Origin of the sequence: Variovorax sp. V118 (genome assembly GCF_041154445.1) — a bacterium.
Lineage (GTDB): Bacteria > Pseudomonadota > Gammaproteobacteria > Burkholderiales > Burkholderiaceae_C > Variovorax > Variovorax boronicumulans.
The window spans coordinates 4,163,346-4,186,522 of record NZ_AP028663.1 but is presented as its reverse complement, the minus strand read 5'-3'; the positions used below and the strand labels follow the sequence as shown (position 1 = coordinate 4,186,522).

The window sequence follows — 23,177 nt, the reverse complement described above, 5'->3', positions numbered from 1 at the left end:
GAGCGGAAGCACGCCATGGGCCTTGCCATGCCGGAAGCCGGGCGCTACATCGCCCGCTCGATCAAGCAGTCGCTGCGGCTCATGGTCGGGCTGCCCGACTACGACGTCTACCTGACGCACATGGCAGCCACCCACCCGGACCGGGCGCCGATGAGCTACGAGGAATTCTTTCGCGAGCGGCTCGAGGCGCGCTATGGCGCGGGCAAGGGCCGCTGCTGCTGACGGCAGTCGGCTGACAACAACGAAAAAAGGGCGCACACGGTGCGCCTTTTTTCATGTCACGAGGCGTCGAGGATCTGCGCCATCCGCAGCGCCGCCGGAGAGAGCGGCCGGTTCTTCAGCGCCAGCCGGTACAGCGGCCGCGACAGCACCGCGCCCGGCAGCTTCAGCTCGCGCAGCGTGCCCAGCGCGAGCATGTCGGCCACCACCACGCGCGGCAGCATCGAGATGCCGACGCCGCTGGCCACGGTGCGCGCAATGGCTTCGTTGCTCGCCATTTCCATCCACGGCGGCGCGTCGATGCCGTGCGCCGCGCACAGCGCCTCGGTGGCCTGGCGCGTGCCCGAGCCGGGCTCGCGCAGGATCCAGTTCTGCCGGCCCAGCAGCGCGGCCGTCACGCCGCGGCGGGGCAGGGCGGCATCGGGCGGCGCGACGATCGCGAGCGGGTCGGTGGTCCATTCGCGCACCTCCACGCGCTCTTCGTCCACGCGGCCCTCGACCAGCGCGAGGTCGATGCGGCATTCGAGCAGTTGCTCGCACACCCACTGCGTGTTGCCGACCGTGACGCGCGGCACCACCGCCGGAAAGGCGGCGCAGAAGGCCGCGATCTGCGGCGGCAGCCAGTAGCTCGCCACCGTGGTGCTGGCGCCCAGCGTGAGGCTGCCGCGCTGCACGCCGACACGCGCACGCACGTCGTCCAGCGCCGCGCGCTCCATCGCGAAGATGCCGCGCGCATGCGTGAGCAGCGACGCGCCGGCCTCGGTGAGCCGAAAGCCCTTGCCCGCGCCGCGCTCGATGAGCGTCAGGTCGAGCTGGTGCTCCAGCTCGCGGATGCCCTTGGACACCGCCGGCTGGCTGATCCACAGGCCCTCGGCCGCGCGCGAGAAGCTGCCCGCCTCGGCCACAGCGACGAACAGGCGCACAAGGTGCAGGTTCAGGGTCATAACTTAACTTCATGCATCGGTGAAGTTTATGTCTTTGACTCATGGGGTGTCGATTCCTAAGCTCGGGTCCATGTCCTCCCTTGCCGCCTCCTTGCCCGGTTTCTCCTTCGTTCGCCGCTGCGGCCCCGGTGTGTTGCTGTCTGCACTGCTGGCGGCCGCCGCCGCGCTGCTGGCCGAATGGCCGCCGATGGTGCACCTGGGCCTGAGCGCGCTCACGCTGGCCATCGCGCTGGGCATGGTGGCGGGCAACACGGTGTTCCCCGCGGTGTCGGTGCGCACCGGCGCGGGCGTGGATTTCGCGCGCAGCGCCTTGCTGCGCGCGGGCATCGTGCTCTACGGCTTTCGCATTTCGCTGAGCGACATCGGCGCCGTCGGCTGGCCCGGCGTGCTGATCGCGATGGCGATGGTGGCGCTGACCTTCGGCCTCGCCGTGCGCATCGGCACGCGCTGGCTGGGGCTCGACTGCGAGACGGCCGCGCTGATCGGCGCGGGCAGCGCCATCTGCGGCGCCGCCGCCGTGATGGCCACGCAACCCGTGGTGCGCGGCGAGGAGCACAAGGTGTCGATCGCCGTTGCCACGGTGGTGGTGTTCGGCACGCTGTCGATGGTGGCGTACCCGCTGGTCTATCCGTACCTCGGGCTCACGGAGCATGCCTTCGGTCTCTTCGCGGGGTCCACCATCCACGAGGTGGCGCAGGTGGTCGCGGTGGGCGAGGCCGTCGGCCCGGGCGCGGCCAACGCGGCGGTGGTCGAGAAGATGCTGCGCGTGATGATGCTGGCGCCGTTCCTCATGGGCCTGTCGTTCCGCGTGGCGGCCTCGACGCCGGGCGCGGCGACCCTGGGCGCGTGCTGGCGCCAGGTGCGCGTGCCATGGTTCGCGGTGCTGTTCATCGCCGTGAGCGCCGTGCATTCGCTCGACGTGCTGCCGCATGCACTCGTCGCCGCGCTGGTGCAACTCGACACGCTGCTGCTCGCTACCGCCATGGCCGCGATGGGCCTGCGCACCAGCGCCGCCAGCCTGCGCAAGGCCGGGGCGCAACCGCTCAAGCTCGGGGCGCTGCTGTTCGTGTTCCTGACGGCCGGCGGCTATGCGGTGAATGCGGCCGTGCTGGCGATGTTCTGAACGAATTTTGAGCAGGGCTCAGGCGGCGCCTGAGGCGTCCTGCGTGAATTCCAGTTTCTCCTGCGCGCGCCTTCGCGGGACCATCGGTGCCACGCAACCCGTGGAGAAAACCCGATGTCATCCGAACTCAACCAGATCGCCAGCTGGTCGCTGCGCTGGCGCATTGTCCTGTCAGGCGCGCTGTGCCTCGTCGCCGCCATCGCGGCGGCCAAGCCCTTCGACGCGAACGTCGACCTGCAGACCGAGCAGCGCTACCAGCTCGCCCTCGAAGCGCAGGCCGCACGCGACTACCGCACGATGCTCGAGCAACTGCGCCAGGCCGCCACCGAAGGCCATCCCGAGGCGCAGGAGATGCTGGGCATGGTGCTGCTGACGGGGCCCACGCTGTACGGATCGGCCGTGAAGGCCGATCGCTGCGAGGCGCGCACGTGGATGCTGCGCGCCGCCGGGCAGGGCAGCGAAACGGCCAGGGTGCAGCTGGCGTTTCTCAACAGGCTGCGCAGCGCGCCGTCCGGAAAGATCGCCTGCGGTTGATGGCGGGTGCGGCGCGGCCATACTCGGCGCTCCTTCATGAACGCGCCGTTGCATGCCCACTCCTTCTCCCGCGAACCGACGCATGCGCAGCGTGTCTTCGCTCCTGTTCGCGTTCGCGCTCACCGGGTGCACGGCAACAGGCAACAAGCCCGACGCGACCGTCACCCGGACCTCCGACGGCTACGAGGTCACGCTCTACGCCACCCGGGGCCTGATGGTGCATGACCCTGTGGCGCTGATCTTCCACCGCAGCTACGAACTCGAATCCCGCATCCGGGTGCCGTCGATCGAGGGGCGCGTCGACGCAGCCGATGCCTCGGTGTACGAGGTGAGCGAATTCGACAAGGCGGCCGAGAAGAAGGCGCCTTCCACGCACCCTGTCGACCTCCGACTGCGGGAGCACTACGAGAAGGAGCGCAGGCCGCGCCTCACGGGCGCGCTCGTTTTCTCGGGCCACACGCTGACGGTCGACGTGCAGGCGGTGGGGCAGAGCAGTTCGTCCCCGTACCCGTTCAACGGCACCTACCGCCTGAAGACACGACAGTAGCGGCGACCGCCGCTTGCGTCTCAGGTCGCCCAGATGCGCGGCGTGGCCGCCGGCAGTTGCCACAGCTCGCTGCGCCACGCCTGCCAGACCTGCCGCAGCAGCTGCATCGCAGGCTCGACCACCGGCGCGAGCACGCGCAGCACCACCACTTCCGCATGCGGGCTGGTCACGCCCGCGCTCTCGTGCAGTTCGTGCACTTCGAGCAGCCCGCGCGCCTGCGCCAGCAGAGCCTCGCGCCGTGCCTTGGCCATCGGCGCACCGGCCACGACGAACAGTGAGGCGAGGCAGCGGTGGCCGCCCAGGCCCAGCGGGCTTTGCAGCAGGCGGTGGTCGCTCGCATCGATGCGCCCACGCTCCAGCCACACGCCGGGCGCTTCGATGTGCTGCAGGTAGGTGCCGCGTTCGAAGGGCTGGTGGGCGTTGGGCAGGCCGAGCGCACACACGTCCCAGCCGATCATCTCGGCGCCCGGTGCGACCTCGAGGGTGAGCCGGTTCTCCGCCTGGCAGCCGCTGTAGCAGATGGCTTCGAGCGGCAGCCATTCGAGCCGCGCGCCCGGTGCGAGGCGGATGCGCGTGCGTTGCAGCGCGGTCTCGCCTTCGGATCGGTAGAAGCGCGAGGCGCCGGGCGTGGTGATCAGGCCGTGGCTGCCGTCGGCGGCTTCGATGTCGATGTCGAGCGTGTCGCCGCCCACGAGACCGCCCGGCGGGTGCACCAGCACGTTGTGGCACACCGCATCGCCCTCGGGGTAGAGGCTCTGCAGGATGCGCAGCGGGCCGTCGTGGCGAAAACGGGCGACGCTGCGGTCGGCTTCTTTTTGGTAGGCGAGGTGGAGACGGGCGTGCCAGGGCATGCGGGGAGTCTAGTGCGCCAGCTCAGGTCTTCCAGGCGCCGTCATGCGCGGCGGCGGCTTCGTCGATCAATGCCGGCCCGATGCATTCGATGGCATGCGGCGAGGCGCGGAACACATCGCGGCACGACAACTCCGCGTCGCGCTGGTCCTGCCGCTCGCCACGGAACACGCGCAGCCGCTGCGCGTCGATGCCGAACACCACGCGGCCGATGTTCGACCAGAAGATCGCGCCCGCGCACATCACGCAGGGCTCGCCCGAGGCATAGAGCGTGGCGCCGGCCAGTTCCTCGCGCGTGAGGCCGCGGCCGGCCAGTGCGCGCAGCGCGTTCACTTCGGCGTGCGCGGTGCAGTCGCCGGTTTCGGCGTTGCTGTTCGCCGCCTCGGCCAGCACTTCGCCGGCGGCCGAGACGATGACCGAGCCGAAGGGCCGGTTGCCGCGCCGGCGCGCGGCATGCGACCACACGATGGCCTTGCGCAGGTAGCGGCCGTCGCGCTCGTCGAGCGTGGTTTCTTCGGGGAGGGCGGGGATGGGGCTGTCAGGAAGGTTCATGCCTTGGGTGCGGGAAGAAGGCGCTCGCTGCGCGCAGGCAGCATCGCGCCGTTGAAGAGGGCGTCGGCCGAGGGTCGCGTCTTCAGGCCGAAGGTGTCGGCCACCTCGTCGACCTGCTGTTCGAGCGTGAGCTTGCGGATGTCGCCCAGCCCGTGGCCGCGCGTGTCCGCCGCGCCCACGTACTGCGCCGTGAGGCCCCAGCGTTCGAGTTCGACCTTCTCGTCCAGGATCGGTTCGCGCTGGCGCATGGCCGCGATGCTGGGCACCGGGTTGGCAAAGGTCTCGACGATGGCGCGGTTGGTGGCGCGCAGAAAGGCCGCCACCACCTTCGGGTTCTGCGCGATGAGGTTGCTGCTCGCCAGGATCGCGTTGCCGTACAGGTTGACGCCCGCGTCCGCGTACTTGAGCACCGAGAGTTCCTCGACCTTCATGCGCGCGAAGAGCGAGACGGCCGAGTCGTGGAAGTAGGTGGCGGCATCGACGTCGCCGCGCACCATCACGTTGTCGCGCGCGCTGAAGTCGGTGGTCTGCCACTGGAAGGCATCGCCGCGCATGCCCTGCCGGCGCGCCACCATCGGCCAGGCGCGGCGCGTGGACTCGACGGCGGCGGCCGCCACCTTCTTGCCCGTGAGGCTCTTGAAGTCGGTCGTCACGCCGCGGTCCTTGCGCCCGATGATCACGAACGGTGCACGGTTGTAGTACTGGTACACGGCCTGCACCACCGGCGTGCCCGGGTTCTGTGCGTTGAACTCGACCAGCGAGCTGATGTCGCCCAGGCCCAGCTGGTAGACGCCGCTCGCGATGCGGGTGATCGACGCGACCGAGCCGGCGCCGGTGTCGATCGTCACGTCCAGCCCCTCGTCGCGGTAGTAGCCCTTGGCCTGCGCCAGGAAGAAGGGCGCGGTCTGGCCGTTGATGCGGAAGTCGAGCGTGAACTTCAGCGGTGTGAGCTTGCCGCCCTGCGCGAACACGGCAGGGGCGGCGAGGGTGGCGGCAGCGGCGGCAAGAAAGGATCGGCGTTGCATGGTGGGGCCTCGGAGTCGGTGGTCTTGACGGATGCCTCCCACCGCGGGCGGGAGGCGCCTCAAGAGCAATTTCCGGGCGGGCGCACGGGGATGGTGCGTGCGCTGCTGAACGCTTCTACTCTTGCTCGCTGTCTTGCATGAGGCATGCCAGGGTGCGGCGCTCGGGCATCGCGGCGCGGGGCTTGGACGCGCGACAAGGGCGCGCCACAATCCGGGCGCGCTAATTGCAGGTCGATCGGCGCAGAGTAGAAGCGTTCAGCCTCGCGCATGCCTTTTCAACCGGCATGCCGACGAAGCAGGAAATTGCTCTTTCACGTTCGTCCCCCCACGCAACAACGAAGGAGTTCGCCCATGCTCGTCACCCGACAACCCGTCTTCCGCAAGTTCTGGCATGCCGTCATGCCGCTCACCGAACTGGCCCATGGCCCCAAGCCTTTCCGGCTGCTGGGCGAAGACATCGTTCTCTTTCTCGACGCCGACGGCCAGCCGGCTGCGCTGCGCGACCGCTGCTGCCACCGCACCGCGAAGCTTTCGAAGGGCTGGTGCGTGGATGGCGAAGGCAAGGCCTGCGGGCAGGGCGCGATCCAGTGCGGCTACCACGGCTGGACCTACGACCGCAGCGGCCAGGTGGTGCGCATTCCGCAGTACGAGCCCGACCGCAAGATTTCTCCCGAGTACAAGACCACGGCCTACCCCTGCACCGCGCGCTACGGCTACGCCTGGGTGGCGCTGGAAGAACCCATCGCCGACATCCCGGCCATTCCCGAGTTCGACGACCCGGGCTACCGCACCATCTTCCAGTTCTACGAGGAGTGGCAGACCAGCCCGATGCGCGCGCTCGAAAATTCCTTCGACAACTCGCACTTCAGCTTCGTGCACCGTGCCACCTTCGGGGTGGCCGCGAGCCCGAAGCCCAGCAAGTACGAGCTGGTGGAAAACGAGTCGGGCTTCCATGCCGAGACGGTGATCGAAGCGACCAACCCGGTGAAGTTCCACGCGATCAGCGGCGTGACCGATGCGATCACCACGCGCCACATGCGCAATGCCTACTTCCTGCCGTTTGCGCGTCGGCTCGACATCGAGTACCCGAGCGGCGTCCGCCACATCATCATCAACTGCTTCACGCCCATCGACGACGGGCGCATGCAGCTGTGCCAGTGGCTGTTCCGCAACGACACCGAGGCCGACTGCGCGGCGCAGATGCTGATCGACTTCGACGAGGAGATCACGCGCGAGGACAAGGACATCCTCGAATCGACCGACCCCGATGCGCTGGTCGACACGCGCCGGCGCGGCGTGGAGTACTCGATGGAGTCCGATCGGCCGGGCATGCTGATCCGCAAGCACCTGATGCAGCTGCTGGCCAGGCACGGCGAGGCAGAGGTGCACCGGGGCATGACGATCCCGATCGCGAAGGCCGCCTGAACGGGCGGCGTTCAGGCCTTCACGAAGGCGCCGTGCAACCCCAGCGGCAACGCGTACGGCAGCGTCGCCTGCGCCACCGGGCCGGCGGCCAGGTGGTCGGCGGCGAAGCACGACAGCACCGTGCGCTGCCGGCCGAAGTCCAGCGCCGTGCCCAGCACCCAGCCGGGCCTGGCGCCGTCGGGCACGAAGACGTGCTCTTCCACGATGGCCTGCGCGCCGTAGCTGAAGCGCTGGCTGCGCCCGCTTTCGATATCGGTGCGCGCGACGGCGCCGAAGCCGGGCACGTCGGCGCGCGTCTGTGTGGCGTGCACGACCTGGCGGTGGCGCAGGCCGACGCGGCGCGGGTCGATGCGGGGGAACTCGGCTTCCAGCTGCAGTTCCCGCTGCGTGGCCTTGCCCGTTCCCAGGTCGAGCGTGGCGACGGTCAGGCGCGGTTCGTTGCGGCGCATGCGGCGCGCGCGCATCACCTCGCGGTTGCTGGTGAACACCGATTCGGCGTTCTGCGTGCGCACGTAGTCGATGTGGATGCGCGCACCGCGCGGCGTGTCTTCTTCCCAGGCATTGCCGACGTGGAACAGGAAGCCGGCCGGCAGCTCGAACAGCTGGCGCTTCTCCCAGTTCTGCTTGTCGACCACCAGCGCGCGCATGCCGAGCTCGGGCCGCCAGACGTGGGCGTCGAGAAAGCTCGCGCCGGCCTCCTTGCGCTTGCTGTCGTACACCAGCGGCGGCATCAGGAACACCAGGTGCCGCGCGGTCACGGCGAAGTCGTGGACCATGGGCAGCTCGGGCACCGGCACCACGGCCGCGCGGCGCAGCGCGCCGCCGGGCGCGATCTCGTACAGCGCCAGCAGGCTCTGGCCCGAGCTCACGCCGAAGTTCCACACCGTGCCGTCCGGGTCGACCTTGGGGTGGGCCGAGAAGGGCATGCCCGCGAGGTCGGCGCGCCAGGTCTTCACGCCCAGCGTGTCGAGGGTGCGCGCATCGATGCGTGTGGCCGAGCCGCCTTCCCACAGCGCCAGCACCTCGCCCTGCATCGGCAGCACGCTGGTGTTGGCGACGTTGATGGCGTCGGCCGAGGTGGGCGGCTCCACGCCCGGCGGCATGGTGCCGAAGGCTTCGGTGAGGTGGCGGCCGGCCTTCACCTCGGCCACGCGCTTGGGCGTGGCGACGTAGCGGCCCTGGTGGCGCACGTCGGCACCTTCGATGACGAAGCGGTGCACCATGCCGTCGCCGTCGAACCAGTGGTGGTAGCGCTCGCCGCCCAGGTCGTGGCCGGCCGGGCCGATGCGAAATAGCGTGCCGGCGACGGCGTCGGGAAAGCGCCCGCGCACGGTGGCGCGGGTCAGCGGCAGGTCGCCCGGGGGCGTGGCGAAGCCGATCTTCCAGGGCGCGTCGGCGGCTTCGAACTGGGCTTGCCAGTCGTCGGTGGTGCCGGCGGCACGCGCCAGCGGGGCGAGCAGGGGCAGGGCGCCGGCCGTGGCCAGCAGGCGCAGGAGTTCGCGTCGTTCCATGGCCGTGTCTCCTCAGCGCAGGTGGATGACGGCCTGCGCGTCGGCGTCGATGCGCAGCGCCGCGGCCTCGAAGTCGGGCGCGCCGCGGTTGCCCTTGGCGTCGTTCGAGAAGCCGTAGCGTTCGATCGGCATGCCTACGAGGTTGGTGTCGAGCTTGCCGTTGCCGTTCTCGTCGGCGAACACGCGCAGCGCGTAGCGGCCCGGCGCCAGGTCGGTGAAGACGAAGCGGGCCTTGCCTTCGCGCATCGGCGCGGTCTGCGAGGCGACGGCCTTGCTCTCGGCGTAGCTGGCGGCGTCGTTGTACAGCGCGACGTAGAGCGTGGCGCCGGCGGCCGGGCCGTCGGCGATGCGCAGGTTCAGGTCGGCGGCCAGGGCGCCGAGCGGGGCGAGCGCGGCAGCGGCGATCAGGCCGCGCGCGGCGGGGCGGGAGAGGAAAGCGGGAAGGTGCATGGCAGGCCTCGTGGTGGGTGGAGGGCCCGACGATCCCGCAGTCGCTGGGCGGTGCCCAGCGTCATGCGACGGAATGCGCGAATGCGTGCGCGAAATGCGCGCAGAGGGAGTGAACGCCGGGGCCCGAGAGAGGCCCGGCGCGGCGTCAGGCCTTGTCCTGCCCGTCCTTCGGAGCCTGCGCGGCCTCTTCGACCGCGTGCCCCGTGCCCACATGGCCCGAGTCCGCAAACAGGCTCCAGGCCGCCATGAACAGCGCCGCGATCACCGGCCCGATCACGAAGCCGTTGATGCCGAAGATCGCCATGCCGCCGATGGTGGACATCAGCACGATGTAGTCGGGCATCTGCGTGTCCTTGCCCACGAGCACGGGGCGCAGGATGTTGTCGACCAGGCCGATCACGAACACGCCGATGAAGATCAGCACGCCGCCCTGCCAGAAGTGCCCGGTGGCCAGGTAGTAGATGGCCACGGGCCCCCAGATCAGCGCCGCGCCCACGGCCGGCAGCAGCGAAAGGAAGGCCATCAGCACCGCCCACAGCAGCGCGCCCTGCACGCCCAGGAACCAGAAGGCCAGCCCGCCGATGGTGCCCTGCGCGATGGCCACGGCCACGTTGCCCTTCACGGTGGCGCGGATCACGGTGGTGAACTTGTTCAGCAGGTAGTGCGTGTGCGGCTTGGCCAGCGGCAGCGCGTCGCGCATGGTCTTCGAGAGCGACGTGCCGTCGCGCACCAGGAAGTACAGCAGGTAGAGCATCACGAAGAAGCTCACCACGAAGTCGAAGGTGTTCTGCCCGATGGCCAGCGCCTGGCTGGCGATGAGCTGGCTGGCCTGGCCCGCGATGGCCGAGACGCGCGCCTGCCAGGCCGCCATGTCGCCCAGGTTGAAGCGCTCCACGATGTTCAGCAGCCACTGCGGCGTGGCGTTCAGGATCTGCTGGAAGTAGGCCGCGAAATTGATCTGGCCCGAGCGGATGCTCTGCGTGATCAGCGCCACCTCCTGCACCAGCGACACGCCCACCATCGCCAGCGGCAGGATCACGATGAACAGGCAGATCGCCAATGTGGACAGCGCGGCCACGTTGCGCCGGCCGGGCATCTTCTTGAGTAGCCACTTGAACAGCGGCGTGAACAGAATCGCCAGCGCCACCCCCCAGAGCACCGCGCCGAAGAACGGCATCAGCACCCACAGAAAGGCGACGGTGACGGCGGCAAGCAGGGCGAGGAAGACGCCGCGCTGGAGTTGGGGAGAGTTCATAAGTGTCTCGGACTGTAGCCGAGCCGGAACCCGCCGCCGTGTCAGCCGGCGCGCCCTTGTGCGGCGCAGCAGGGTTGCCAAGGAAAAACGCCGCGGGCGCAAGGCCGGCGGCGGGTGTCAGCTATGCAATCGATAGCTGATCGTGGCACAAATGCACAGCTTCAACGTCTGGCGGCGCGCGGCAGCGCCACCGGCGCGAGCGTGGCGCGCAGCCGGCTCGGCGCATCGGGCTCGGCGGTGGCGTCGACCTCCAGCGCCCGTTCGACATTGCCGATGTGGTCGAGCATGAGCTGGCGCGCCTGCTCGATGTTGCCGGCCTCGAGCGCCGCGACGATGGCGCCGTGCTCCGCGCACGACTGCCCGGCCTCGTGCTTCGACTGGTAGAGCGTGGCCGCCAGCGTGGTGCGCGCCGTGAGGTCGCGCAGCACGTCGACCAGCAGCTGGTGGCCCATCTGCTCGGCCAGGCAGACATGGAAGTCGGCCAGCAGGAAGGCGCGCGTGGCGGCGTCGGCGCCTTCGATGGCGCGCTGCTCGTCGGCGATGTGGTCGCGCAGCTTGCGGATCACCTGGCCCAGCGGCCGGCCTTCGCTCGCGGCCAGGATGCCGGCTTCGACGATGCGGCGTGCCGAGAAGGCGTCGCGCGCTTCTTCGGCCGAGGGCTCCACCACGTACCAGCCACGGCGCGACTGCACCTCGACGAACCCGCGCGCCTGCAGCTGCATCAGCGCCTCGCGCACCATGGTGCGGCTGACCGAGAAGTTCTCGGCCAGCGCCTGCTCGCCGAGCCGGTCGCCGGGCGCGAGCTTCTGCGCGAGGATGGCCTCGACGACGCGTTCGGCGATGGCGGTGGGGCTGACGTCGGCGGGCATTTTTTTCAGTGGGCGGTGGAAGCGGCGGTGCCGGTGTTTACCACGGGCGCCTCGGCCAGCGGCTCGTCGTCGGGCGAATAGGTGCCGTCGAGCACGGCATGGGCACGTTCGCGGTCGATGTCGCCTTCCCACGCGGCGATCGCCACGGTGGCCACGCAGTTGCCGATCAGGTTGCCCAGCGCGCGGGCGATGCCCATGAACCAGTCGACCGACAGCACCAGCACCAGGCCGATGGCGGGAATCGCCGGAATCGCATGCAGCGTGGCGGCCAGCACCACGATGGCCGAGCCCGGCACGCCGTGCGCGCCCTTGGAGGTGACCAGCGCGATCGCCAGGATGGTCAGCAGGTCGGCCATCGAGATCGGCGTGTTGGTAGCCTGCGCAATGAACACCGCCGCCAGCGTGATGTAGATCGAGAACGCGTCGAGGTTGAACGAGTAGCCCGTGGGAATCACCAGGCCCACCGTCGAATCGCGGATGCCCATGCGGCGCAGCTTGGCCATGATCTGCGGCAGCACGCTGTCCGACGAGGTGGTGGCGAACACGATGGCCAGCTCTTCGCGCAGGTAGCGCAGCAGCTTCCAGAGGCTGAAGCCCGACATGCGCATCACCAGCCCCAGCACCACGAACACGAAGACCAGCACCGCGCCGTAGAAGAGGGCGACCAGCATGCCCAGCTGCTTGAGCGAACCGATGCCGTACTTGCCCACCGTGAAGGCAATGGCGCCCAGCACGCCCAGCGGGGCCAGCTTGATGATGATCCCCATGATCTTGAACAGCACCAGCGAGAGCGCGTCCACCACCGCCGCCACCGGCGCACCGCGATCACCCAGCAGCGACAGCGCGCAGCCGAACAGCACCGCGAACAGCAGCACCTGCAGCACGTCGCCCGTGGCGAAGGCGGCCACCACCGTGGTGGGAATGAGCTTCATCAGGAACTCGACCGTGCCGCCGCTGGTGAGCTTGTCGGCGTTGGAGGCGTAGGCGCTCATGGCGCTGGCGTCCAGCGCCTTGGGGTCGACGTTCATGCCCACGCCCGGCTCGAACACGAAGGCCAGCACCAGGCCCATCGCCAGCGCGATGGTGGTCAGCACCTCGAAGTAGATCAGCGCCTTCACGCCGACCCGGCCCACGCGCTTGAGGTCGCCCGCGCCGGCGATGCCATGCACCACCACGCAGAACACCAGCACGGGAATGATCATCTTGATCAGCTTGATGAAGCCGTCACCCAGCGGCTTGAGCTTGGCGGCGAACTCGGGGGCAAAGAGGCCGACGAGCACGCCGATCACCAGTGCGATGACCACCTGTCCGAAGAGCGATTTGGCAAAGCGAGGCATGGAAATCTCCTGTCGTTGTCGTGTCGAGGTTTTGCATGCAAGGATCGCTTTTTCTTGCATACAAGAACTGTAGGCAAGAAGATTGCAGGGGGTTCAGAGGGTATTCCCGGGGCGTTCCGGCTGCCTGCGGGGCTCGGGCGTGAAGCTTCCAGCTTTGAAGCGCCGTGCGCCATGTGCAAAGAACGAAGGCGCCATTGGCAAACTCCGGGGCGGCGCGGGCGATACGCTGCAGCCATGAACACCATGCCGCAGCCCTTCTTTCTTCCTTCAGATTCAGTCGCGCGCCTGCATGCCCTGATGGCCGGCGGCCAGCGCAAGCTGCTGGGGCTGGTCGGTGCGCCCGGCGCAGGCAAGTCCACGCTCGCGATGGCGTTGCGCCAGGCGGCTGGCGCCGGCTGCGCGCAGGTCGTGCCGATGGACGGCTTTCACCTCGCCAACGTCGAGTTGCAACGGCTTGGCCGTGCCGACCGAAAGGGCGCGCCCGATACCTTCGACAGCGCCGGCTACGTCGCCCTGCTGCAGCGGCTGCGCAATCAGCGCCCCGACGGCGACACCGTCTACGCCCCCGAGTTCCGCCGCGAGATCGAGGAGCCGATCGCCGGCGCCATTGCGGTGCTGCCCTCGACACCCCTCGTCATCACCGAAGGCAACTACCTCCTGCACGACGCCGCCCCGTGGGCGGGGGCGGCGGCGATGCTCGACGAGGTCTGGTACGTGGACATCGACGACGCGGTGCGCGAGGAACGCCTGCTCGCGCGCCATCGGCAGTTCGGCCGCAATGCCGAGGCCGCGCGCGACTGGGTGGCCAATACCGATGCACCGAACGCGCGGCTGATCGCTGCAACGAAGGCACGCGCTCACCACGTGTTCACGTGGTCCTGAGCCCCGCCGCCCTCAGCGAGGGTCCGCAAACGCCTTGCGAAACGCGGAAGGCGTCATTCCCTTCACCGCAAGGAAGCGGCGGTTGAAGTTGGCAACGTTGTTGAACCCGACGTCCTGACAGATCGCGGCGATCGGATCGCGCGCATGCGCCAGCAGCTGGCACGCCCTGGACACGCGCAGCTGGATCAGGAAGTCCGTGAACGTGTTGCCTGTGCGCCGATGAAAGAGACGCGAGAAATGGCTCTTGCTCATGCCGAAGTGCCGAGCCACCCGCGGCATCGACAGGTCTTCGGCATAGCGGTCGTTCATGAAGCCGATGATCGCGTCGATCTGCGCCATCGAGCTGGCGTCCTCCGCCGCATCGGTCCAGGGGTTGGAGAGCAGCCGGTAGTCCTTCCACTCGCTGAGCACGCAGAGGAACTCGAGGAAGACCGAGAACCTCGATATGCCCTGGCTGGCACGGATGCGGCCGAAGTAGTCGCCCGCGAGCGCCGACATGTCGAAGAATTCGATGCCGCGCGCAGACCGGTCCAGAAGGGGCAGCACGTCCTTGAGTTCCGAGATCGATTCGGACGCCCGGTCCAGCGGCCCCCGGTCGAAGACGATGCAGTGATCGCGCAGTGCCACGCCGCCGGCGGGTGCGTTCGTCGAGATCCAGTTGTGAGGAAGCCTCGGGCCGGTGATCACGAGGTTGCCCGGCTCGAAGGTGCCGATGTAGTCCCCCACGAACATCTTTCCGCAGGTGGACACGACCAGGTGGATCTCGTAGTCGTCGTGGTAGTGCCACCGGATGAGCGGCGAGGGCGTGCCGTGGCTCACGCAGCGCACGAGCCTGTCGAGATCGGACGAGGGGCTGTAGCCGAGCTCTGCGTTGCGGCACAGCGGATCTTCCCTGGACGGGTGAGACTTCTCCATGTGCTTTCCGATCGCCCGTTGCGTTGGCTTCAAAGCGCCGGCTACTTGTAGTAGCCGGCCTTCTTCATCTCTCGCTCGGCGATGCTCTGCGAGGTCTTCAGCGCCTGGTCGACCGTGACCTTGCCCGACAGCGCCGCGCTCATCTGCTGGCCCACGCCGGTGCCGATGGCCTGGAACTCGGGAATGGCCGCGTACTGCACGCCGACGTACGGCGACTTGGGCAAGGTGCTGTCGCTGAGGTTGGCGCTGTCGATGGCCTTCTTCTCGGCGGCGGCGAACCTGGCGACCTTCTGGAACTCGGGGTTCGCGTAGGTCGACTTGCGCGTGCCGGTGGGCACGGAGGCCCAGCCGTTCTCCTTGGCCACGAGGGTGACGTACTCCTTGGAGGTCGCCCACTTCACGAAGGTCTGTGCGGCGGCGCCCTTGGTCGAGCTGGCGGGAATGGCCAGGTTCCAGGTCCACAGCCAGTTCGCGCCCTTGGGCGTCACGGCGACGGGTGCCTGCGCGAAGGCCACCTTGTCGGCCACCTTCGACTGCTTCGGATCGCTGATGAACGAGGCCGCGATGGTCGCGTCGACCCACATGCCGCACTTGCCTTCGTTGAAGAGCGCCAGGTTCTCGTTGAAGCTGTTGGCCGAAGCGCCCGGCGGGCCGTAGGCCTTCATGAGGTCGACGTAGAAGCCGATCGCGTCCTTCCAGGGCTTGGTGTCGATCTGCGGCTTCCACTGCATGTCGAACCACTGGCCGCCATGCGTGTTCACGAGGGTGGTGATCGGGCCCATGTTGTCGCCCCAGCCCGGCTTGCCACGCAGGCACATGCCGTACACGCCGGCCTTCGGGTCGTGGATCTTGCCGGCCAGCTCCTTCACCTGCGCCCAGGTAGGCTGCTCGGGCATCTTGAAGCCGACCTTGTCGGCCAGGTCCTTGCGGTACATGAGCATCGAGCTCTCGCCGTAGAAGGGCGCGGCGTACAGCTTGCCTTCGTGCGACAGGCCAGCGCGGATGGCGGGCAGCAGGTCGTCGGCGTCGTAGGCGGCATCGGTGGCGATGGGCTGCAGCCAGCCCTTCTTCGACCAGATCGGCGCTTCGTACAGGCCGATGGTCATCACGTCGAACTGGCCGCCCTTGGTGGCGATGTCGGTGGTCACGCGCTGGCGCAGCGTGCCTTCCTCGAGCGTGACCCACTTGAGCTTGATGTCGGGGTTCGCCTTCTCGAAGAAGGGCGTGAGCTTCTGCATCTCGATCATGTGGCCGTTGTTGACGGTCGCGATGACCAGTTCGGTGGCCGAGACGGAAAAAGCGAATGCCGAGCCGGCCAGGCCTGCAAGCAGTTTCGTATAGGTCATGAGGTGTCTCCCATCAGGTTTGAAATCGGCGATTCCGATCTCCCCCAAGGATCGCGAGGATCGTCCGATTCCTGTAACGCGTCGACTTGCCCGAATTGATACTTCGGTGCTTTTGGGTCTAGCGATTTTCCCTAGCCGGCCGGGTGGGCCGATGAGGTCGGCGCACTGCGCAGACGCCGGTTCATGCCGCATGCCGTGCGCACGGCCGGCAGCTACTCGACAAAAAGCAGCGCCGGGCATTCGAGCGAAGCCCGCACGGCCTGCACGAATTCGGCCGCCAGCTGGCCGTCGACCACGCGGTGGTCGAAGGAGGAGGACAGGTTCATCATGCGGCGCGCGACCACCGCGCCGCCCAGCATCACCGGGCGCTGCACGATGCGGTTGACGCCGACGATCGCCACCTCGGGCGTGTTGATGATCGGCGTGGAGGCGATGCCGCCCAGCGCGCCCAGGCTGGTGACGGTGAGGGTCGAGCCGCTCAGCTCGTCGCGCGTGGCCCGGCCCGCGCGCGCGGCGTCGGCCAGGCGGGCGATCTCGGTCGCGCTCGACCAGAGGTCGCGCGCCTCCGCATGGCGCAGCACCGGCACCATGAGGCCGGCCGCCGTCTGGGTGGCGATGCCGACGTGCACCGCGCCGTGGCGCGTGAGCACGCCCGCCTCGTCGTCGAAGCGGGCGTTGATCTGCGGGAAGCGCGGCACCGCCAGCACCACCGCGCGCACCAGCAGCGGCAGCAGCGTCAGGTGCGCCCGCTCGCCGCCCCAGCGCTCGTTGATGCGGGCGCGCAGCAGTTCCAGCTCGGTCACGTCGACTTCCTCGACGTAGGTGAAGTGCGGAATGCGGCGCATCGCGTCCTGCATGCGCTGCGCGATGCGGCGGCGCACGCCGGTCACGGGCACGGCCTCCTCGTCGTGGCGCTCGGCGTAGCGCGCCGCATCCGGCGTCGGCGGACCGGGCCGGCGCAGCAGCCAGGCGTCGAGGTCCTCGTGCAGGATGCGGCCGTCCGCGCTGCTGCCCGACACCTGCCGCAGATCGATGCCGAGGACCGTCGCCCGATGGCGCACCGCGGGCGCGGCGAGCGGCTTGCCGGCCGAGGGGCGCGCGCGTTCGGCGGGCGCCGGCATCGCTGCAGGCGCCGGCGCCGAGACGGCCGGCACAGCCGGCACCGCCTCCTGCGCTTCGCCGCCGTCCGCCACATCGATCCGGATCAGTTCCGCGCCCACCGCGATCTGCTGCCCCACCTCGCCGCCGAGCGCGAGCACCCGGCCCGCGGCCGGCGAGGGAATCTCGACCGTGGCCTTGTCGGTCATCACGTCGGCCAGCACCTGGTCTTCGGCCACCGTGTCGCCGGGCTGCACGCGCCACGCCACCAGCTCCACCTCGGCAATGCCTTCGCCCAGGTCCGGGACCTTGATCGTGAGCGTGCCCATTCAGTTCTCCATGGCGCGGCGCAGGGCCGCGCCGACGCGCGCGGGGCCCGGGAAGTAGGCCCACTCCTGCGCATGCGGGTAGGGCGTGTCCCAGCCGGCCACGCGCCCGATCGGCGCTTCCAGGTGGTGGAAGCAATGCTCCTGCACCAGCGCCGTCAGCTCGGCGCCGAAGCCGCTGGTGCGCGTGGCCTCGTGCACGATCACGCAGCGGCCGGTCTTCTTCACCGAGGCGACCAGCGTCTGCAGGTCCAGCGGCCACAGGCTGCGCAGGTCGATGATCTCGGCGTCGATGCCGGTCTCGCGCGCGGCCGCTTCGCAGACGAAGACCATGGTGCCGTAGCTGATCACCGTCAGGTCGGCGCCGGGGCGGAACACCGTGGCCGACTCCAGCGGCACCGTGTAGTAGCCCTCGGGCACCTCGCCCAGCGGATGCGCCGACCAGGGCACCAGCGGCCGGTCGTGGTGGCCGTCGAACGGGCCGTTGTACAGCCGCTTGGGCTCCAGGAAGATGACCGGGTCGTCGTTCTCGATCGAGGCGATCAGGAGGCCCTTGGCATCGCGCGGATTGGAAGGCATCACCGTGCGCAGCCCGCACACGTGCGTGAACAGCGCCTCCGGGCTCTGGCTGTGCGTCTGGCCGCCGTAGATGCCGCCGCCGCAGGGCATGCGGATGGTGATCGGCGCGGTGAAGTCGCCCGCCGAGCGGTAGCGCAGGCGCGCCGCCTCGGACACGATCTGGTCGTAGGCCGGGTAGACGTAGTCGGCGAACTGCACCTCCACCACCGGGCGCAGGCCGTAGGCGCCCATGCCGATGGCCGAGCCGACGATGCCGCCCTCGTTGATCGGCGCATCGAACACGCGCGAGCGGCCGTACTTGGCCTGCAGGCCTTCGGTGCAGCGGAACACGCCGCCGAAGTAGCCCACGTCCTGGCCGTAGACGATCACGTTGTCGTCGCGCTCGAGCATCACGTCCATGGCGGAGCGCAGGGCCTGGATCATCGTCATCGAGGCCATGGCCGTCACCCCTCGGACGCCAGCTGTTCGCGCTGGCGCTTCAGGTGCTCGGGCATGTCCTTGTAGACGTCCTCGAACAGGGCGGCGTCGCCCGCGACGTGCCCGTCGGCCATGGAGCCGAAGCGCTCGGCCTCCTTCACCGCGGTGTTCACCTGTGCCTGCATGTCGGCCTGCGTCTGCGCGTGCTCCTGCTGCGACCAGGCGCCGATCGCCGTCAGGTGCTGTGCCAGGCGCGCGATCGGGTCGCCCAGTGGGAAATGCGCCCAGTCGTCGGCCGGGCGGTAGCGCGACGGATCGTCCGAGGTCGAATGCGCGCCGGCGCGGTAGGTGACCCACTCGATCAGCGTCGGCCCCAGGTTGCTGCGGGCGCGCTCGGCCGCCCAGCGCGAGGCCGCCAGCACCGCGAGGAAGTCGTTGCCGTCGACGCGCAGCGAGGCGATGCCGCAGCCCACGCCGCGCGCCGCGAAGGTGGAGGCCTCGCCGCCGGCGATGGCCTGGAAGGTCGAGATCGCCCACTGGTTGTTGACCACGTTGAGGATCACCGGCGCGCGGTAGACGTGCGCGAAGGTCAGCGCCGTGTGGAAGTCGGACTCGGCGGTGGCGCCGTCGCCGATCCAGCCCGAGGCGATGCGCGTATCGCCCTTGATTGCCGAGGCCATGCCCCAGCCCACCGCCTGGATGAACTGCGTGGCCAGGTTGCCCGAGATCGAGAAGAAGCCGGCCCGCTTCATCGAATAGCACACCGGCAGCTGCCGCCCCTTGAGCGGGTCGCGCTCGTTGGACATCAGCTCGCAGGTCAGCTCCAGCAGCGTCACGTCGTCGCGCGCCAGCAGCAGGCCCTGCTGGCGGTAGGTCGGAAAGCACATGTCGCCCTGCTGCAGCACCAGCGCATGGCCGGTGGCGATGGCCTCCTCGCCGAGGCACTGCATGTAGAAGGAGATCTTCTTCTGCCGCTGCGCGATCAGCATGCGGGCGTCGAAGGCGCGTGTCTTCATCATCGCGCGCAGGCCGCGGCGCAGCAGCTCGGGGTCGGCCGGCGGCGCCCACGGGCCGACGGCGCGGCCTTCGTCGTCGAGCACGCGCACCAGCGTGTAGGCCAGGTCGCTGGTGTCGGCCGGCGATGCGTCGACCGGGGGTTTTCGCACCTCGCCGGCGCGCGACAGGTGCAGGTAGGAGAAATCGGTCTCGTGCCCCGGCCGCCCGGTGGGCTCCGGTACATGCAGACGAAGAGATGTGCCTTGGCTCATCGCGTTGTCTCCGCGCTCGATGGCATCGCGCGCCACCACAGCCTAGCGAATTTCGGGCGCGGGCGCAGCCGGTCAAGTGCGTGTTTCGCAGGCGCCCGCGGCGCAGGGGCGGGGAGGGTCGCGCGGCCCATGCCGGCACCCGTGTCTTCCCCCTTGCCTTTCCCGGCGCGTCTCTGCACTGTCCGTCCACCCTGTGGCCCTCGGCGCATGAACGACCTGGAACCTCCACCTCCTCTTTCCGAACCCGGCCGCGGTGCGCCGCGGGCGAAGGCCGCCGATGCGGCCGGGTGGCGCCGCTGGCTGCCGGGACTGCGCACGCTGCGCGGGTACGAACTGGCCTGGCTGCGGCACGACATCGTGGCCGGGCTGGTGCTGACCACGATGCTGGTGCCCGTCGGCATCGCCTATGCGCAGGCGTCGGGCGTCCCCGGCATCCACGGCCTCTACGCGACCATCGTGGCGTTGCTCGCGTACGCCGTGTTCGGCCCCAGCCGGATCCTGGTGCTGGGCCCGGATTCCTCGCTGGCGGCCCTCATCCTGGCCGTCGTCCTTCCGCTGTCGGGCGGCGACCCGCAGCGCGCCATCGCCCTGGCGGGCCTGATGGCGATCGTGTCGGGCACGGTGTGCATCCTCGCGGGCGTCGCGCGCCTGGGCTTCGTCACCGAGCTTCTTTCCAAGCCGATCCGCTACGGCTACATGAACGGCATCGCGTTGACCGTGCTGATCAGCCAGCTGCCCAGGCTGCTGGGTTTTTCGGTCGAAGGCGACGCACCGCTGGCGACCCTGAAGGCCATCGCCGTGTCGGTGATGGAGGGCAAGACCCACGCGACCACGCTCATGGTCGGCGCGGGCACCCTGGCCGTCATCCTGCTGCTCAAGGGCCGCCGGCGCGTGCCGGGCATCCTGATCGCCGTGGTGGGCGCGACCGTGGCCGTCGGCGTGCTGGGCCTGGCGACACGCGAGGGGGTGCCGGTGCTCGGTGCCCTCCCGCAAGGCCTGCCGGCGTTCGGCATCCCGTGGATCACGGCCGCCGACATCGGCCCCGTGCTGATCGGCGGCTGCGCCGTCGCGCTCGTCTCGTTCGCCGACACCAGCGTGCTCTCCCGTGTCTATGCGGCGCGCACCCGCACCCACGTCGACCCGAACCAGGAGATGGTGGCGCTGGGCGCCGCCAACCTGGCGGCCGGATTTTTCCAGGGCTTTGCCGTCAGCAGCAGTTCGTCGCGCACCCCCGTGGCCGAGGCCGCGGGCGCCAGGACGCAGCTGACCGGCGTCGTCGGCGCGCTGGCCGTTGCGCTGCTGCTGGTGGCGGCGCCCGACCTGCTGAAGAACCTGCCCACCAGCGCACTGGCCGCGGTCGTGATCGCATCGGCCATCGGCCTGATCGAGATTGCCGACCTGCGGCGGATCTACCGCATCCAGCGCTGGGAGTTCTGGCTGTCGATCGCCTGCACGGTCGGCGTGGTCGTGCTGGGCGCCGTCGAGGGCATCGGCCTGGCCATCGTGATCGCGGTCATCGAATTCCTGTGGGATGCCTGGCGCCCCTATTCCGCGGTCCTGGGGCGCGCCGACGGCGTCAAGGGCTACCACGACATCACGCGCTATCCCGACGCGCGCCTCATCCCGGGCCTGGTCCTGTTTCGCTGGGATGCGCCGCTGTTCTTCGCCAATGCCGAGCTGTTCCGCGACCGGGTGGGCGAGGCCATGGCGTCGTCGCCCGCGCCGGTGCGCTGGCTGGTCGTCGCGGCAGAGCCCGTCACCAGCGTGGACGTGACCTCCGCCGACATGCTGGCCGAGCTGGTCGACAGCTTGCGCGACGCCGGCATCCAGCTGTGCTTTGCCGAGATGAAGGACCCCGTCAAGGACAAACTGAAGCGCTTCGGGCTCTTCGCGCGGCTGGGCGAAGCCGCGTTCTTTCCGACCGTCGGTGCCGCCGTCAGCGGGTACCTCAAGACCCATCCGGTGGAGTGGGTCGACTGGGAAGACGAGGGGCGCTGAGCCCTTGCGGCCCGCGGCATGCGCCTCCCATGGATGGGGGAGGCGACGTTTCGGGGCGGCTCCTAGCATCCGCGCACCCACAACGAGGAGCCTCCCGATGAAGATCGCCTTTACTTCCTGCTTCAGTGCCCAGACCTTCAAGGAACAACCTGTCTGGACCCAGGTGGGCGCGTCCGGCGCCACGCACCTGGTGCTGCTGGGCGACTCGGCCTACTACGACGCGGACGGCTCCAGCATGGGCGCGGTCAAGGCCATGGGCGCGAACGACTTCGCGGTCCACGCCTTCGGCCGGCTGCGCGACCAGCTGAACCAGAAGGAGTTCGCCAAGCTGGTGCGCAAGACCGACCTGCAGATCCATCCGATCTGGGACGACCACGACTTTCTGTGGAACGGCGCCTGCGGTGCGCAAATCGAGGGACAGCCGTCTTACCGGCACCTGCTGGACCCGACCCGCGCGGCGTTCCAGGAATACCGCAAGGCGCTGGATTCGAACGATCCGAAGACCTTTCCCAAGGCCGGCGATCCCTGGGCCTCGGGCGTTCCCGAACCCGGCTACCGGCCCCTCATGCTGAGCAATGTCGGCGATGCGGATGGCCCGGTGATGCTGCACCTCACCGACGGCCGCAGCTACAAGACCAAGGGCGGCGAGGACGCCGTGCTCGGCAAGAAGCAGATGAACAAGCTGAAGAAGGCCATCGAAGACTCGGACGAGAAGACCGTGCACCTGATCGCCAGCGGCCTCACCTTCGAAGCCCGCCACGGCGAGACCTGGATGGACTGCGCGGCCGAGCACGCCGCGATCCTCAAGCTCGCGGAGAAGCGCCGCATCCTCATCCTCAGCGGCGACGTGCACGAGAACCGCTTCGCCGTGCCGTGGCCGGCAGGCCCCTGGAGCCTGTTCGAAGCCACGTCCTCCGGCGCCGCGCTGCGCACGGCCGTCACCGTCGGCGCGCTGCAATGCAACTGGGGGCTGGTCGACATCACGAAGGACCAGGTGAACATCGAGCTGTCGCAGCTGAACATGGACACGCGCCGCCGCGTCATCGACCGCAAGAAGTGGAAGATGCTGTAGGCGTGGCGGTGAGCGGGTTCACGGGCCGCTCCTGCGGCTTGCGAAACAGGATCACGAGGCCGGAGATCAGGAAGTACACGGCGCCCACCGTCGCATAGCCTGCGAGCGTCTGCAGGACCGGGGCGTCGGTGCCTTGCCGTGCGACGAAGAGGCCGCCGGCCAGCGCGGACTGCGCGCCGCTCAGCATCATCACCCACTGCCCCCGATGGCGCTTTCGGCGGCGAACGGCCGTCGCCAGCTGCAGCAGGCCCGACACGATGGCCCAGGCGCCGAAGATGGCCAGGCCGATCTGGAGCCCGAGCACCAGGGACGCCACCACGGCCGCGGTGACCAGCGCGCTGATCCACGTGTTCAGCATCTGGCTGGGGTTGGCCCGGGGGCCGCCCGTCATCCGGGCGTCCACGAGGTTCGCCAGCGCGTCCCACGCCGGATAGACGACCAGCAGGATCGCCGTCAGCACCGGCGACTGCCTGGCGACGGTGAAGGCCATCGCGACCCACACGAAGGAAAAGGCCGTGCGGGTGAAGTAGAGCTTGCGCAGCCAGGCGGCCGGCTGCAAAGGGGGTTGGATGATGTCGGACATGAAAGGGGGGAGGTAGGAGGAGAGGGCGCGCCTCGCACGAGGCGGGTGCAACG

General features: G+C 69.2%; 23 protein-coding genes. 8 read left to right on the top strand and 15 right to left on the bottom strand.

From position 1 onward, the window contains the following. Positions 1–15: 15 nt before the first annotated feature. Entirely contained in the window at positions 16–222 is a 207-nt protein-coding gene (locus ACAM52_RS19425) for a YbdD/YjiX family protein (RefSeq protein ID WP_062472123.1), read from the top strand. A gap of 56 nt (positions 223–278) precedes the next feature. On the opposite strand, the gene ACAM52_RS19420 is transcribed toward ACAM52_RS19425, so the two are convergent. After that, a complete protein-coding gene (locus ACAM52_RS19420; protein ID WP_369631816.1) occupies positions 279–1,163 on the bottom strand; it encodes a LysR substrate-binding domain-containing protein in 885 nt (294 codons plus the stop codon). A gap of 70 nt (positions 1,164–1,233) precedes the next feature. Here ACAM52_RS19420 and ACAM52_RS19415 point away from each other — a divergent pair, with 70 nt between their 5' ends. The 3 genes from ACAM52_RS19415 (at position 1,234) to ACAM52_RS19405 (ending at position 3,367) form a co-directional block, all read left to right on the top strand. Further along, complete coding sequence (locus ACAM52_RS19415) at positions 1,234–2,286, top strand: YeiH family protein (protein WP_369644343.1); 1,053 nt, start codon at positions 1,234–1,236, stop codon at positions 2,284–2,286. Between the two features lie 114 nt (positions 2,287–2,400). Then, positions 2,401–2,820, top strand: a complete 420-nt coding sequence (locus tag ACAM52_RS19410; protein WP_095946699.1) for a sel1 repeat family protein — start codon at positions 2,401–2,403, stop codon at positions 2,818–2,820. A 52-nt stretch (positions 2,821–2,872) separates the two neighbouring features. Continuing rightward, positions 2,873–3,367, top strand: a complete 495-nt coding sequence (locus ACAM52_RS19405) for a hypothetical protein (RefSeq protein ID WP_369644342.1) — start codon at positions 2,873–2,875, stop codon at positions 3,365–3,367. 20 nt (positions 3,368–3,387) lie between these two features. On the opposite strand, the gene ACAM52_RS19400 is transcribed toward ACAM52_RS19405, so the two are convergent. From ACAM52_RS19400 to ACAM52_RS19390, 3 genes are read right to left on the bottom strand one after another with little or no spacing between them, the layout of a single operon-like run. Further along, on the bottom strand, positions 3,388–4,218 hold the full coding sequence (locus ACAM52_RS19400; protein WP_369644341.1) for an urease accessory protein UreD: 831 nt from the start codon (positions 4,216–4,218) through the stop codon (positions 3,388–3,390). 22 nt (positions 4,219–4,240) lie between these two features. Next, positions 4,241–4,768, bottom strand: coding sequence for a nucleoside deaminase (locus ACAM52_RS19395; RefSeq protein ID WP_369644340.1), 528 nt, complete (start codon positions 4,766–4,768; stop codon positions 4,241–4,243). Then, entirely contained in the window at positions 4,765–5,793 is a 1,029-nt protein-coding gene (locus ACAM52_RS19390; RefSeq protein ID WP_369644339.1) for an ABC transporter substrate-binding protein, read from the bottom strand. The genes ACAM52_RS19395 and ACAM52_RS19390 overlap by 4 nt, the downstream gene beginning before the upstream one ends. Before the next feature lie 351 nt (positions 5,794–6,144). Between ACAM52_RS19390 and ACAM52_RS19385 the strand changes: the two genes are divergently transcribed. Further along, positions 6,145–7,218 (top strand): Rieske 2Fe-2S domain-containing protein, encoded by a 1,074-nt coding sequence (locus ACAM52_RS19385; RefSeq protein WP_369644338.1) that lies wholly within the window; start codon positions 6,145–6,147, stop codon positions 7,216–7,218. Between the two features lie 11 nt (positions 7,219–7,229). Here ACAM52_RS19385 and ACAM52_RS19380 read toward each other — a convergent pair whose 3' ends face one another. From ACAM52_RS19380 to ACAM52_RS19360, 5 genes are all read right to left on the bottom strand, one after another. Further along, complete coding sequence (locus tag ACAM52_RS19380; RefSeq protein WP_369644337.1) at positions 7,230–8,729, bottom strand: carotenoid oxygenase family protein; 1,500 nt, start codon at positions 8,727–8,729, stop codon at positions 7,230–7,232. A 12-nt stretch (positions 8,730–8,741) separates the two neighbouring features. After that, the gene (locus ACAM52_RS19375; protein WP_062472101.1) at positions 8,742–9,179 is read right to left on the bottom strand and encodes a DUF2141 domain-containing protein; all 438 of its coding nucleotides are present in this window, start codon (positions 9,177–9,179) and stop codon (positions 8,742–8,744) included. A 145-nt stretch (positions 9,180–9,324) separates the two neighbouring features. Continuing rightward, complete coding sequence (locus ACAM52_RS19370; protein WP_369644336.1) at positions 9,325–10,434, bottom strand: AI-2E family transporter; 1,110 nt, start codon at positions 10,432–10,434, stop codon at positions 9,325–9,327. A gap of 161 nt (positions 10,435–10,595) precedes the next feature. Then, positions 10,596–11,303, bottom strand: coding sequence for a GntR family transcriptional regulator (locus ACAM52_RS19365; protein ID WP_062472095.1), 708 nt, complete (start codon positions 11,301–11,303; stop codon positions 10,596–10,598). 5 nt (positions 11,304–11,308) lie between these two features. After that, entirely contained in the window at positions 11,309–12,640 is a 1,332-nt protein-coding gene (locus ACAM52_RS19360; RefSeq protein WP_062472092.1) for a C4-dicarboxylate transporter DctA, read from the bottom strand. A gap of 234 nt (positions 12,641–12,874) precedes the next feature. Between ACAM52_RS19360 and ACAM52_RS19355 the strand changes: the two genes are divergently transcribed. After that, complete coding sequence (locus ACAM52_RS19355) at positions 12,875–13,522, top strand: nucleoside/nucleotide kinase family protein (RefSeq protein WP_369644335.1); 648 nt, start codon at positions 12,875–12,877, stop codon at positions 13,520–13,522. Positions 13,523–13,534: 12 nt separating this feature from the next. On the opposite strand, the gene ACAM52_RS19350 is transcribed toward ACAM52_RS19355, so the two are convergent. From ACAM52_RS19350 to ACAM52_RS19330, 5 genes are all read right to left on the bottom strand, one after another. After that, positions 13,535–14,437 carry a helix-turn-helix domain-containing protein gene (locus tag ACAM52_RS19350; RefSeq protein WP_369644334.1) on the bottom strand — a complete coding sequence of 301 codons (903 nt, stop codon included), beginning with the start codon at positions 14,435–14,437 and terminating at the stop codon, positions 13,535–13,537. A 41-nt stretch (positions 14,438–14,478) separates the two neighbouring features. Beyond that, the gene (locus ACAM52_RS19345; RefSeq protein ID WP_369644333.1) at positions 14,479–15,783 is read right to left on the bottom strand and encodes a sugar ABC transporter substrate-binding protein; all 1,305 of its coding nucleotides are present in this window, start codon (positions 15,781–15,783) and stop codon (positions 14,479–14,481) included. 212 nt (positions 15,784–15,995) lie between these two features. Next, positions 15,996–17,210 carry a dihydrolipoamide acetyltransferase family protein gene (locus ACAM52_RS19340; RefSeq protein ID WP_369644332.1) on the bottom strand — a complete coding sequence of 405 codons (1,215 nt, stop codon included), beginning with the start codon at positions 17,208–17,210 and terminating at the stop codon, positions 15,996–15,998. Then, the gene (locus ACAM52_RS19335) at positions 17,211–18,224 is read right to left on the bottom strand and encodes an alpha-ketoacid dehydrogenase subunit beta (protein ID WP_062472230.1); all 1,014 of its coding nucleotides are present in this window, start codon (positions 18,222–18,224) and stop codon (positions 17,211–17,213) included. A gap of 5 nt (positions 18,225–18,229) precedes the next feature. After that, positions 18,230–19,471 (bottom strand): 3-methyl-2-oxobutanoate dehydrogenase (2-methylpropanoyl-transferring) subunit alpha, encoded by a 1,242-nt coding sequence (locus tag ACAM52_RS19330; RefSeq protein WP_369644331.1) that lies wholly within the window; start codon positions 19,469–19,471, stop codon positions 18,230–18,232. Between the two features lie 207 nt (positions 19,472–19,678). On the opposite strand from ACAM52_RS19330, the gene ACAM52_RS19325 reads away from it, so the two are divergent. Next, positions 19,679–21,469, top strand: a complete 1,791-nt coding sequence (locus ACAM52_RS19325) for a SulP family inorganic anion transporter (protein ID WP_369644330.1) — start codon at positions 19,679–19,681, stop codon at positions 21,467–21,469. A gap of 97 nt (positions 21,470–21,566) precedes the next feature. Then, positions 21,567–22,541, top strand: coding sequence for a hypothetical protein (locus tag ACAM52_RS19320; protein ID WP_369644329.1), 975 nt, complete (start codon positions 21,567–21,569; stop codon positions 22,539–22,541). Here the strand turns inward: ACAM52_RS19320 and ACAM52_RS19315 are convergent. Beyond that, positions 22,510–23,124, bottom strand: coding sequence for a DUF308 domain-containing protein (locus tag ACAM52_RS19315; RefSeq protein ID WP_369644328.1), 615 nt, complete (start codon positions 23,122–23,124; stop codon positions 22,510–22,512). The genes ACAM52_RS19320 and ACAM52_RS19315 overlap by 32 nt on opposite strands. Positions 23,125–23,177 lie beyond the last annotated feature (53 nt).